This window comes from Roseateles sp., assembly GCF_031397715.1.
Lineage (GTDB): Bacteria > Pseudomonadota > Gammaproteobacteria > Burkholderiales > Burkholderiaceae_C > Paucibacter_A.
The window spans coordinates 1-11,243 of the sequence record NZ_JANNMI010000043.1 but is presented as its reverse complement, the minus strand read 5'-3'; the positions used below and the strand labels follow the sequence as shown (position 1 = coordinate 11,243).

The window sequence follows — 11,243 nt, the reverse complement described above, 5'->3', positions numbered from 1 at the left end:
TCGGTGTTGGCGGTGGACGAGGCCGGCCTGCTGCACCCCTTGGCGGCACCCAGCCTGCCCTCCAATTTCAGCGCCGCCTTGGACGGGCTGGCCATCGGCCCGTCGGTCGGCTCCTGCGGCACGGCGGCGTGGCGCGGCAAGGCCGTGCAGGTCAGCGATATTGCCAATGACCCGCTTTGGGTCGACTACCGGGCCTTGGCCCTGTCCTTTGGCCTGGGCGCATGCTGGTCGACGCCGATATTTTTGAATCCGCAAAAGGTGGGCGCTAGCTTTGCGCTGTATTACCGCGAGGCGCGCGATGTGGCGCCGTTTCATCGCCGCATGGTCGAGGCCTGTGAGCAGCTCTGCACGGTGGCGCTCAAGCATGACGAGCATCTGCACCAGATCGAACGGCTGGCCTATTTCGACGGCGTGACCGGCTTGCCCAATCGCACTTTGTTTGCCGACCGGGTTCGGCAGGGCTTGCCACTGGCCGAGCGCGCAGGCGCACCGGCGGCCTTGCTGTTGCTGGACTTGGATAGATTCAAGACCGTCAACGACACCCTCGGCCACGCCAGCGGCGACCAGGTGCTGCGCCAAGCCGCGCAGCGCCTGAGCGCTTGCCTGCGCGAGGCGGACACCCTGGCCCGCTTTGGTGGCGACGAATTTGTCGCCTGGTTGCCCGGCTGCAACGCCAGTTATGCCATGCAAGTGGCGGCCAAGCTGCTGGCGAGCTTGGCGTCGCCGCTGGAGTTGGCGGACCAGGCTGCGCCGTTGCTGATCAGCGCCAGCATCGGCGTGAGCTGCTTCCCGGAGGACGGCCATGAGCTGGACAAGTTGCTCAAGCATGCCGACATCGCCATGTACGAAGCCAAGCGGGCCGGCCGCAACTGCGCACGCTTTTACCTGCCGGCGATGAATCAAGCGCTGGACACCCGCGTGGCGCTTGAAAGTGCGCTGCGCCAAGCCTTGTCCAGCAACACGCTGGCCCTGCACTACCAGCCCAAGCTGCGCTTGAGCGACGGCGTGCTGGTCGGCGCCGAGGCCTTGCTGCGCTGGTGGCACCCGCTGCACGGGCAAGTGCCGCCCGACACCTTCATCCCGATGGCCGAGGAATGCGGCCTGGTCAATGCGCTGGATGCCTGGGTGCTGGAGGCGGCCTGCGCTCAACTGGCAAGTTGGCGCGAGCAAGGCGTGGCTATTCAAGCGGTGGCGGTCAATGTGTCGCCCACCCGCTTTCAGCAAGACGATGTGGCCGCGCATGTGCACTCACTGCTGCAAAAGCATGATTTGCACGCCGAACAGATCACGCTGGAGATGACCGAGCGGCTGCTGCTGGAACACGCGCCGCGCACGGTGGATCAGCTCAATCAGCTGCATGCGATGGGCGTGCGTTTGTCTATCGACGACTTCGGCACCGGCTACTCCAGCCTGAGCTATTTGAAGCGCCTGCCGGTCAGCGAGCTCAAGCTCGACAAGAGCTTTGTGCGCGACCTGGAGACCGACGCCGATGACCGCGCCCTGTCCAGCGCCGTGATCGGCATTGGCCGCGCCTTGGGGCTGGCCGTAGTGGCCGAAGGTGTAGAGACCGAGGGCCAGCGCCGCGTCTTGATCGAGGCCGGCTGCGAAATCGCGCAGGGCTATTTGTTCGCCCGCCCGCAGTCGGCGCAGGACCTGCAGGCTTGGTTGAAGCTACGCTGATTTGAGTTGGGCTAAGTCAAACGAGTTGCGCTGATCACCACGCCGTCAGCGTCGGCATACAGCCAGTCACCGGGGCGAATGCTGACACCGTGCAGGTGCAGCAGCACATCGGCCAGGCCTTGGCCCTTGCGATCGGTCGGCATCGGCACATGGCCGAGCGCCAAGATACCGAGCTGCGCCTGCGCCAGCTCGGCCACATCGCGCACGCAGCCATTGATCAAGAGTCCGGCCCAGCCATGGTGGGCTGCGGCCATACCCAATTGCCCACCCAATAGAGCCCGCCGCAATGAGCCGGCGCCGTCCACCACCAAGACGCGCCCGTGTCCGGGGCTCTCGACGGCGGCCTTGACCAGGCTGTTGTCATCAAAGCACTTGACCGTGCTGACCGGGCCGGCAAAGCTGGACAGGCCGCCATAACTGCGAAACACGCCGGGGAGCCAGCGGAAGTTGCCCGAGTCATCGCTCTTGTGGGCGTCACAGAAATCACAGGTCGAAAAGGCCTGGGTCATGGCAGCACCGCCTCATTCGACAAGGGGTCGGCCAAGACCTTGATGCGCACCCCGTGCATGGACACCACCTGGCCGGCGCGGATCTTGGCGGTCTTGCGCAACTCGTCCTGGCCGTTGACCTGCACATGGCCCTCGCTGATCAGCACCCGGGCGCGGCCACCGCTCTCGACCAAGCCATTGGCCTTGAGCAGCTTGTCCAGCTCGATGTACTCGCCGCGCAATTCGAATTCAATTTGAGAGATCTTCATGCTGCAATTGTCTCAAACATGGCTTGGTCGTCGAAGCGCTGAAATTGGAACGTACTCCTTGTAGAGGAGGGTTACGAGCAAAAGCCCACTATTCGAGGATCCGCCGCCTTCTCAATGAAACCCGGGATACCGATGAACGCGACGGTTTGGTTCGCCAAGCCATTAAGATTCAACGCTTGCGAAAAGCCCAAACTTTGTAGAGAGTATTCAATGCTGATCAAGCAAATTCAGATCAAGAATCTGCTGAGCTATGGCCCGGATTCCGGCCCAACCAAGCTGAGGGCGTTGAATGTGCTGATCGGGCCGAACGGCTCCGGCAAGTCAAATTTCCTTGAAACCCTGGCCTTGCTGCAGGCGGCTCCCGATCAAATTACCCGCCCGATCCGGGATGGCGGCGGCTTGAATGATTGGTTGCACAAGTCATCGGCGACAACGTCGTCGCCGGAAGCGTCGATAGAGGCCTTGATCGTCAGCCCAAACAAGACCACCGATTTTCGCTTTGGAATTTCCTTCCACGGTGAGGGGGGGCGCTTCGAGATCAGCAACGAGTACTTGGAGAACGAACACCCTTCAGCGGGATCAACTCAACCCTACTTTTATTACCGCTGGAACGACGGTCACCCGGTTCTGAATACGTCCAACAACTCGCTTGGCACTCGAAAATTGCTGCGGGAATCGATCCAGCCCGACCAATCCATCTTGGCGCAGAAGCGCGATACCGACCTGTATCCGGAGCTGACTTGGGTCGGCGACCAACTGCGCGCCATGCGGCTGTACCGAGAATGGACCTTCGGCCGCTACGCCGCCCCGCGCCTGCCGCAGAAAACCGATCTACCAAATGACCGCTTGGAGCAAGACAGTTCCAACCTGGGGCTGATCATCAATCGCCTGCGCATGAACGTTGGGGCACGCAAGCAACTGCTCGAAGCGCTCAAACTGATCTACAACGGGGTCGAAGACATTGATGTGCGCGTCGAAGGTGGCACCGCACAAGTCTTCCTGATCGAAGCCAATGGCATCATGCCGGCGACACGTTTGTCAGATGGCACGCTGCGTTATTTGTCCCTGCTCGCCTTGCTCTGCGACCCGACGCCGCCGCCCTTGATTGTGATTGAAGAGCCAGAACTTGGGCTTCATCCCGACGTGTTGCCCTCGCTGGCACGCTTGCTGATTGAAGCCAGTTCGCGCACCCAAATCATTGCCACGACGCATGCACCGGCGTTGATTGATGCCTTGTCTGAGACTCCGGAATCCGTCTTGGTTTGTGAGCGCAACGCCAAAGGCACGCAGATTGAGCGATTGGATGCTGCCGATCTGCAACCGTGGCTGACATCGTTCCGACTGGGTGAGTTGTGGACTCGCGGCGAGATTGGGGGCACGCGGTGGTAGCGCGGATCAAAAACGATGTGTTCGTTTATGCCGAGGGAGGCGGCAGCGGCGCGGGCAGCGCGGCGTTGCAAGCCGATTTCCGGCAGGCGATGTCAGTCTTCTTCGAGGGTACTGTGTTGGGTGCCACGCGCCGCCCCCGCGTGGTGGTCTGCGGTGGTCGTGACCACGCGTTCGACAGCTTCACCACGGCCATCACCCTGGGCAAGAACGCCTTGCTTCTGGTCGACAGCGAGGAGGCGGTCAGCAGCGCTCACTGCACCAAGCCACTGACCAACTTCATGCCGTGGGCACACCTACTCACCCGCGATGGGTGGCATCGGCCCTCGGCCGCGACCGACGCCGACTGCCACCTGATGACGCAGTGCATGGAAAGCTGGTTTTTGGCTGACTGGGCCGCGACAGCACTATTTTTCGGGCAAGGTTTCAAAAAGGCAGAGCTGCCCAAGGGGCCTGTCGAGGGCATCTCGAAGACGGCCGTCTACAAGGCCTTGGCAACCGCCAGCGCCAAGTGCGAACCCAAAGATCCATACGGCAAAGGCGCGCATTCATTCAAACTGCTGGCCCTCGTCAAGCCGAGCCTGATCGTCAACGCTTCGCCCTGGGCGGAGCGCTTCATCGACGAACTCGCGCGACGTAAACCTTGATCCGCCCTTCCCCCGCCGAACTGCTGCTGCTTGCCAGCGTCTTCATCGTCGCCGCCTGCGGCCTGGTCTATGAGTTGACGGCCGGTGCGCTGGCCAGTTACTTGCTCGGTGACTCGGTGCTGCAGTTCTCCACCATCATCGGCACTTATCTGTTCGCGATGGGTCTGGGCTCGTGGTTGAGCCGCTATCTGAAACGCCAGCTGGTGGCACAGTTTTTGAAGATCGAGCTGCTGGTCGGCTTGGTCGGCGGGCTGATGCCGGCCGCGCTGTTCATCGCCCACAGCCTGCTGCCGCGGGTACAGTTGTCGGCCTTTCGGGTGCTGCTCTTCGTCCTGGTGCTGCTGGTCGGCGCCCCCGTCGGGCTGGAGATTCCGCTGGTCATGCGGATTCTAAAAAAGCAGTTCAGCGAGCGCTATGCGCTGGGCGATCTGGTCTCCCAGGTGCTGACCTTTGATTACCTCGGCGCGCTGGTCGTGGCCCTGGCCTTCCCGCTGCTGCTGGTGCCCCACCTCGGCCTGGTGCGCACGGGGCTGTTTTTCGGCGTCCTGAATGTGCTGGTAGCGGTCTGGGCGCTGATCCTGTTCCGGCCGCAACTGCGGGCCTGGAACAGCCATGCCTGGGCCTGCGCGGTGGCACTTGCCATCTTGCTGGCCGCCCTGGCTGGCGCTGACCGGCTGACCAGCTGGGCCGAGGACCGCTTCTACGGCGAACACATCCTGCTGCGCGAGAGTTCGGACTATCAGCGCGTCGTCGTCACCCAGGGCAATGCCGGTGTGCGCTTGTTCCTGAACGGCAATCTGCAATTCAACTCCAAGGACGAGTACCGCTATCACGAGGCGCTCGTACACCCGGCGATGGCCGGCCATGGCGCGCCGAAGAAGGTCTTGGTCTTGGGCGGCGGCGACGGCATGGCCGTGCGGGAGGTATTGCGTTACCCGAGCGTGCAAAGCGTCACTTTGGTCGAGCTGGACCCGCATATGACGCGGCTGTTCTCCAGCCTGCCCGTGCTGCGCCAGCTGAATCAAGACGCGCTGCTGAGCCCTAAGCTGACGATCGTCAACGCCGACGCGTTTGGCTGGCTGGAGCAGCAGGCTGGCTACTTCGATGTGATCGTGATCGACTTCCCCGACCCCAGCAATTTCGCGCTGGGCAAGCTCTACACCACGAGCTTTTATCAGCTGGTTGACCAGCATCTGACGGCGGGCGGATATGCGGTCGTGCAGACCACCTCGCCGCTGATCGCGCGGCGCAGCTTTTGGACCGTGGTCAGCACGCTGGAGGCGGCCGGCCTGACAACGACGCCCTACCACGCCCATGTGCCCAGCTTCGGCGAATGGGGCTTTGTGTTGGCCGGCCGGCGGCCCTGGGCGCCACCGCGCGCGCTGCCGGCGGGGCTGAAATTTCTGGACCTGCACGGCCTGCCGGCGCTGCTGCACTTCCCGCCCGATATGGCGCGCGTGCCGACCGAGGTGAACCGGCTGTCGAACCAGCAACTGGTGCATGAGTTCGAGGCCGAGTGGGGCAAGGTGCATTGAGTGCGTAGGCGTGAACTGTTGATAGGCAGCGGCGCGGCCCTGCTGGCTGGCTGTGACTCACCCCAGCCCGAATTGGCCGGGGGCTGGGAGGGTGGCGCCCACGCCGAACGCGGCCATCGCTTGCGCTCGGCCCTGCCAAAACCGGGCGACGGCCCGCTGCGCCGCACGAAAATTCTGATCATCGGCGGCGGGGTGTCAGGTCTTGCCTGCGCGCGGGCCCTGAGCCAGGCCGGCAGCAGCGACTTTGCGCTGCTGGAGCTGGAAGATGCCTGCGGCGGCAATAGCCGCGCCCACAAAATGGGCGGCATGGCCTGCCCGACCGGCGCGCATTACCTGCCCTTGCCCGGCTCGCAGTCACGCGAGGTGTACCAGTTGCTTGAAGAGTTAGGTCTGGTGCAGCAGCAATTCGGCCGCGCAGTCTGGGACGAGCGCCATCTCTGCCACAGCCCGCAAGAGCGCTTGTTTTTTGACGGGGCTTGGCACGCGAGCCTGCTGCCGCCGGCATTGACGGATGCGGCCCTCGCTCAACAGCGGCTGTTCGAGCGCTTGGTTGAAAGCGCACAGGCGACACTGGGCTTTGCCATGCCAAGCCGGCGCGCGGCCTGGGGCGCCGGCCATGCCGCTTTGGACGGCCAGACCTTCGCCGCTTGGTTGGCAGTTGAGGGCCTGCAAGACCCGCATTTGCTTTGGTATCTGGACTACTGCTGCCGCGACGACTACGGCGCCGGCATCCAAACCGTGTCGGCCTGGGCGGGCTTGCACTATTTCGCCAGCCGCCACGGCTTTCATCCGGCAAACTCAAACGGCGAGCGCGAGGCGGTGCTGACCTGGCCGCAAGGCAATGCCTTTTTGACCGACGCGATTGCCGCGCCCTTGGCGGCGCAGATTCACCGCGGCCGCAGCGTCTTGCAGGTCGAGGCGGGCAAGCATGGCGTCGAAGTCTTGGCCTGGAACGAGACAGGCCAAGCGCCCGAGCGCTGGCAGGCCGACCAGGTGGTGCTGGCAACGCCGCTCCTCGTTGCCAACAAGCTGCTGGGCCAGCGCCTGGCGCCGCTGACAGACGCCGTCAAGCAGCTGCGTTATGCACCCTGGTTGGTGGCCAATCTGCAGCTCAAAGTGCCGCTGCTGCAGCGCATCGGCGCCCCGCCCGCCTGGGACAATGTGATCTACGGCAGCCAAGCGCTGGGCTATGTGGACGCCATGCACCAGAGCCTCAAGCCCCAAGCCGGCGCGACGGTGCTGAGCGCCTACTGGGCCTTGCCGCAAGCACGGCGCGCTGAGCTGCGGCAACAGGATTGGCGCCACTGGCTGGGCCAGGTCTTGGCCGAGTTGAGCCCCGTACACCCCGATCTGGCCGGCCAGCTGCAGCGCGCCGACTTGGTGCGCTGGGGGCATGCGATGAGCATCCCGCTGCCCGGCGTGCGCAGCTCGGCGGCGCTGCAAGCCCTGCTGACGCCGCAAGGCCGCATTCACTTTGCGCACAGCGACCTGGCCGGCTACTCGGTGTTTGAGGAGGCTTACACGCGCGGCCATGAACAGGGCTCAAGCCTCGCGGGCTAACAACGCCTCGGCTAACGACCCACTTCATCGCAAGCCCATCGCGGCAGCCTGCAAGTAACGTGAATCGCCATAGACCGCCCATTCTTCGCGGCAGGCATGCACCAGTTTGATGGCGTGGTCGTCTTCGGACAGGGTTGCCGCATCGGCCAATGCGCTCCAAGTCGGCGCCGGCTCGGCCGCCAACGGGATGTCGCGCCACTGCACCCGCCCGGCCATATAGGCGGCCATGTAGGCGGCGATAAAGGCTGCGGTCAGGATGGTCTGAGCCTCGATTTGAAAGTGCGGATCGGCCGGCACCCAGGGTGCCAACACTCGCACAGCGCGCAGGCCGGTGATCATGTGCAGCACCGTGAAGTTGGCGCTGTGCAAGTAATAGTCCAAGGCCAGCTTTGCCAGCTCGGCCACACGCGCCAGCAAGGTCGGCGCGGGGGCCGGCGCTGCCCAAACTAACTCGGCATACACAGGCCTGGCGCTGGCCTCCAGCATGCGCAGGAAAATCAAGGCTGCCTGACTGCGCCAGGTGGATGCGCTGGCCACCAAGCGCTCGGACCAAGCAGCCAAGGTCAAGGGCTCAACACCGCTCGGCGACAAGGCCGGCACCGGCAGCTGCTGCCAGCGGCTGGCCCAATAGGCCAAAGCAGCGGCCAGCTCGCCGGCATGGCCGCCCTGCAACGCGTGAGCAAGCCGAATCGCGCCATGAAACGCGACCGCCGAAATGCCGGGCAGCAAGTCGGGCAAGACCCGGCGCAGCAGCGCATCCCGACCTTCCGCGGCCAAGGCCAATTCAAAATAGCTGCGCAAGGCTCCGAAGGCCGACCAGTCGCCACGCAAGCTCAGCCAGTCCTGTGGCGGTGCCGCTGGAGGCGGCGCCGCCATGCCCTCAAATCGACGGCTATAGCTATTGAAAAACGCGGCCATGCGGGTCTCGTCGGCACCCAGGCTGTGCAGCGCATGCATGGCCATGGGCAGATGGCTGCTGAGTTGATCACCGTACTCGAGCGGGAATTGCCGCAAATTGAGTTCCAGCCAAGGGGCCAGTGCGGTGGTGTTTTCCTGTGTGTGGGTCATGATGGGCTTGGTTGAGTTAACAGTGCCTCTATACTCAAAGTTCAAGTTAACTTGAAGTCAAGCACTATTCTTTAGCCATGCAGACGCCAGCAAGCCCAAAGACAGCCAAGCCAGACACCCGCCTCGCAATCGGTGACTTGGCCAAGCGCAGCGGCGTGGCCGCCAGCGCCCTGCGCTTTTATGAAGACCAAGGCCTGCTGATCAGCCAACGCAGTGACAGCGGAAGCAAACAAGGCGGCAGGCGCCACTATGCGAGAGGTGATTTGCGCCGTGTCGCCTTTATCCGCGCGGCGCAAACGGTCGGGCTGAGTCTGGAGCAGATTCGTGCTGCCTTGGCCGAGCTGCCCGATGGGCGCACGCCGACGGCTGCTGACTGGACTCGGCTCTCAAGCGCTTGGCGGCCCCTCCTCGATCAGCGCATTGCCGAATTGACCCGGCTGCGCGACACCTTAAGTTCATGCATTGGTTGCGGCTGCTTGTCACTGAGCAAATGCGCGCTCTACAACCCGGCCGACAGCGCGGCCAAGGCCGGGCCGGGTGCGCGCTACTTGTTGGGGGACGCGCCGCCGGCCGCTAAAGCAAGCCGCCCCGCTGCAAAGCCTGCTGTTCCACCCGGGTCGGTGCGAAAGCGCTGATCAAACAGCTCATCAAGGCCTTGGCCTTGGCGCTATTGTCCCGGCCCATATTGCAGACATAGACATCGAGGGTCACGCCGCCCAACTCCGGCCAGGTGTGGACGGCCAGATGCGATTCGGCCAGCAGCACGACGCCGGTGATGCCGGACTGCGTCTCACCGGGTGCCGGTGTGAAGCGATGGAACAGCTCGGCCACCGCGCCCAGGCCGGCCTGAGCCACCGCCTCCACGCACAGCGCCTGCAGCTTGGCCGGTTCCAGCATCACGGCCAGATCGGCGCGGACACCGCTCAAATCAGCGGTCAGGTGCAGGCCTTGCACGACAGATGAGGCTTCAGCCGCCGGTGACCGGCGGAAAAAATGCCAGCTCGTCGCCGTCGCTGAGCAGGGCGGAGTCAAAGCAGAGCTGCTGATTCAAGGCGCTGCGCACCGCGCGGCCACGGGCCAGCAGCTCGGCATGGTCGGCCGAGCGGGCCAGCAGCAGATCGCGCACCTGGCCGACCGTGCTGCCGGCGGCCACTTGCAGCAATTCGCTCGCACCCAGGCGCTCGCGCAAGACGGCGAAGAACTTCAATCGGATCTGGATGGTGCTCATATCAAAAGCTCGGTCATCGGTAAGTAACGCACCAGTTGACCGGCAACAATCGCCGCGCCGGCCGGGTTGTCCAAGAGCCCGTCGGCCCAGACGGCCGAAGTCAGCACGCCCGAACTTTGATTGGGGAAGAGATCCAATCCGCCGGCGTCGTTGATCCGCACGCGAAGAAATTCGCGCCGCCGGTCGGCTTTGGGCCAATCGAAATCGGCATGCAGCATGAAGCCGCGCGGCTGCAGTCTTGTGGCACCCTGCAAACGCAGAATCACCGGCCTGACCAGTAAAGCAAAGGTCACAAAGCTGGACACCGGATTGCCGGGCAGGCCGATGAACCAGGCTCTATCCGCAACGCGACCAAAGGCCAAGGGCTTGCCCGGCTTGATCGCAATCTGCCACAGATCCAATGTGCCTTCGGCCTGCACGGCCGGACGCAGATGATCTTCCTCACCGACCGAGACACCGCCCGAAGTGATGACCAGATCAGCCTGCGCTGCCGCTTCGCGCAAGGCGGCACGGGTGGCATCCAGCTTGTCGGGCACGATGCCGAGATCAATCACCTCGCAGCCCAGACCTTGCAGCATTGCGCGCAGCGTAAATCGGTTGGAGTTGTAAATCGCGCCGGGCTTCAGCGCTTCGCCCGGCATCTGCAACTCGTCGCCGGTCGAGAACAGCGCCACGCGGGGGCGGCACGCGACTGTCAACTGCGCTGCGCCCACCGAAGCCGCCAGCCCAAGCGCCGCCGCATCAAGCCGGCAGCCGGCGGCCAGCACGGTGGCACCGTCCTGCACATCCTCGCCACGACGGCGAATCCACTGCCCAGCTTGCACCTCGGCATTGACGCGCACGCTGCCCAAACCCTCGCCGACCACCACCTCGCACTGCTCTTGCATGATGACCGCATCGGCGCCGACGGGAATCTGCGCGCCGGTAAAAATGCGCGCTGCCGTGCCCGCTTGGTGAACGGCACCGACCACGCCGGCCGGCACCCGCTGCGCGACCGGCAACACGCTGCCCAGGATCGCAACATCGGCCGCGCAGAGCGCATAGCCGTCCATGCTGCTGTTGTCGGCCGGCGGCACGGCTACCAGCGACACCACCGGCTCGGCCAAGATCCGGCCGAGTGCGTCGGCGGTCGGTAAAGTCTCGCTCGAACCCAATGGCTTGACGGTCGCCAGCAACCGCGCCAATGCTTCGTCCAGGCTCTGCATGGCGGGGCGCTTGACGGCCTCAGACATGGGCTTCAATGAAGGACTTGACCGCTTGCGTGTCGACCGGCATCACGGTCACCCGCTTGGGCAGGGCTTCAATGTTCTCAAGGCCGGCGGGGCGCGGTGGCGTGAGCTTCAAGGCCTCTTCTATCGTGGCGGCAAACTTGACCGGCAAGG

12 protein-coding genes and 1 pseudogene are annotated in these 11,243 nt (G+C 64.1%); 6 read left to right on the top strand and 7 right to left on the bottom strand.

Annotated features, from left to right (window positions below):
- Positions 1-1,680, top strand: a 1,680-nt coding sequence (locus RMO57_RS02070; RefSeq protein WP_310383742.1) for an EAL domain-containing protein, incomplete at its 5' end; no start/stop codon positions are given.
- 11 nt (positions 1,681-1,691) lie between these two features.
- Here RMO57_RS02070 and rraA read toward each other — a convergent pair.
- Positions 1,692-2,189 carry a ribonuclease E activity regulator RraA gene (gene rraA / locus RMO57_RS02065; RefSeq protein WP_310383740.1) on the bottom strand — a complete coding sequence of 166 codons (498 nt, stop codon included), beginning with the start codon at positions 2,187-2,189 and terminating at the stop codon, positions 1,692-1,694.
- Complete coding sequence (locus RMO57_RS02060; protein ID WP_310383749.1) at positions 2,186-2,431, bottom strand: RNA-binding S4 domain-containing protein; 246 nt, start codon at positions 2,429-2,431, stop codon at positions 2,186-2,188. Before RMO57_RS02060 ends, rraA begins: the two co-directional genes overlap by 4 nt.
- Positions 2,432-2,728: 297 nt before the next feature.
- Here RMO57_RS02060 and RMO57_RS02055 point away from each other — a divergent pair, with 297 nt between their 5' ends.
- The 4 genes from RMO57_RS02055 to RMO57_RS02040 are packed head-to-tail and all read left to right on the top strand — an operon-like array spanning position 2,729 to position 7,565.
- Complete coding sequence (locus RMO57_RS02055) at positions 2,729-3,826, top strand: AAA family ATPase (RefSeq protein ID WP_310383747.1); 1,098 nt, start codon at positions 2,729-2,731, stop codon at positions 3,824-3,826.
- Positions 3,827-3,843: 17 nt separating this feature from the next.
- On the top strand, positions 3,844-4,470 hold the full coding sequence (locus tag RMO57_RS02050) for a DUF4276 family protein (protein ID WP_310383738.1): 627 nt from the start codon (positions 3,844-3,846) through the stop codon (positions 4,468-4,470).
- A complete protein-coding gene (locus RMO57_RS02045) occupies positions 4,467-6,005 on the top strand; it encodes a polyamine aminopropyltransferase (RefSeq protein ID WP_310383736.1) in 1,539 nt (512 codons plus the stop codon). Before RMO57_RS02050 ends, RMO57_RS02045 begins: the two co-directional genes overlap by 4 nt.
- The gene (locus RMO57_RS02040; RefSeq protein WP_310383735.1) at positions 6,006-7,565 is read left to right on the top strand and encodes a flavin monoamine oxidase family protein; all 1,560 of its coding nucleotides are present in this window, start codon (positions 6,006-6,008) and stop codon (positions 7,563-7,565) included. It abuts the gene before it with no gap.
- A 24-nt stretch (positions 7,566-7,589) separates the two neighbouring features.
- Here the strand turns inward: RMO57_RS02040 and RMO57_RS02035 are convergent, their stop codons facing one another.
- Positions 7,590-8,633, bottom strand: a complete 1,044-nt coding sequence (locus RMO57_RS02035) for a questin oxidase family protein (RefSeq protein ID WP_310383733.1) — start codon at positions 8,631-8,633, stop codon at positions 7,590-7,592.
- 77 nt (positions 8,634-8,710) lie between these two features.
- On the opposite strand from RMO57_RS02035, the gene soxR reads away from it, so the two are divergent.
- A complete protein-coding gene (gene soxR, locus RMO57_RS02030) occupies positions 8,711-9,268 on the top strand; it encodes a redox-sensitive transcriptional activator SoxR (RefSeq protein ID WP_310383731.1) in 558 nt (185 codons plus the stop codon).
- Here soxR and speD read toward each other — a convergent pair.
- The 4 genes and pseudogenes from speD to RMO57_RS02010 all read right to left on the bottom strand — a co-directional run.
- Entirely contained in the window at positions 9,207-9,587 is a 381-nt protein-coding gene (gene speD / locus RMO57_RS02025) for an adenosylmethionine decarboxylase (RefSeq protein ID WP_310383730.1), read from the bottom strand. The two genes, soxR and speD, sit on opposite strands and share 62 nt — an antisense overlap.
- Before the next feature lie 13 nt (positions 9,588-9,600).
- A complete protein-coding gene (locus tag RMO57_RS02020) occupies positions 9,601-9,852 on the bottom strand; it encodes a MoaD/ThiS family protein (protein ID WP_310383745.1) in 252 nt (83 codons plus the stop codon).
- A 5-nt stretch (positions 9,853-9,857) separates the two neighbouring features.
- Positions 9,858-11,093: a gephyrin-like molybdotransferase Glp gene (glp, locus tag RMO57_RS02015; protein WP_310383728.1), complete on the bottom strand. Its 1,236-nt coding sequence runs from the start codon at positions 11,091-11,093 to the stop codon at positions 9,858-9,860.
- Positions 11,086-11,243 (bottom strand): annotated as a pseudogene (locus RMO57_RS02010) (threonine synthase); the annotation flags it as partial. The gene glp and the pseudogene RMO57_RS02010, both read right to left, overlap by 8 nt.

Excerpts from the sequence above, each read along its gene's own strand:
- rraA (WP_310383740.1), bottom strand. The coding sequence starts at position 2,189 with ATGACCCAGGCCTTTTCGACCTGTGATTTCTGTGACGCCCACAAGAGC.
- RMO57_RS02035 (WP_310383733.1), bottom strand. The coding sequence starts at position 8,633 with ATGACCCACACACAGGAAAACACCACCGCACTGGCCCCTTGGCTGGAA.
- soxR (WP_310383731.1), top strand. The coding sequence starts at position 8,711 with ATGCAGACGCCAGCAAGCCCAAAGACAGCCAAGCCAGACACCCGCCTC.
- glp (WP_310383728.1), bottom strand. The coding sequence starts at position 11,093 with ATGTCTGAGGCCGTCAAGCGCCCCGCCATGCAGAGCCTGGACGAAGCA.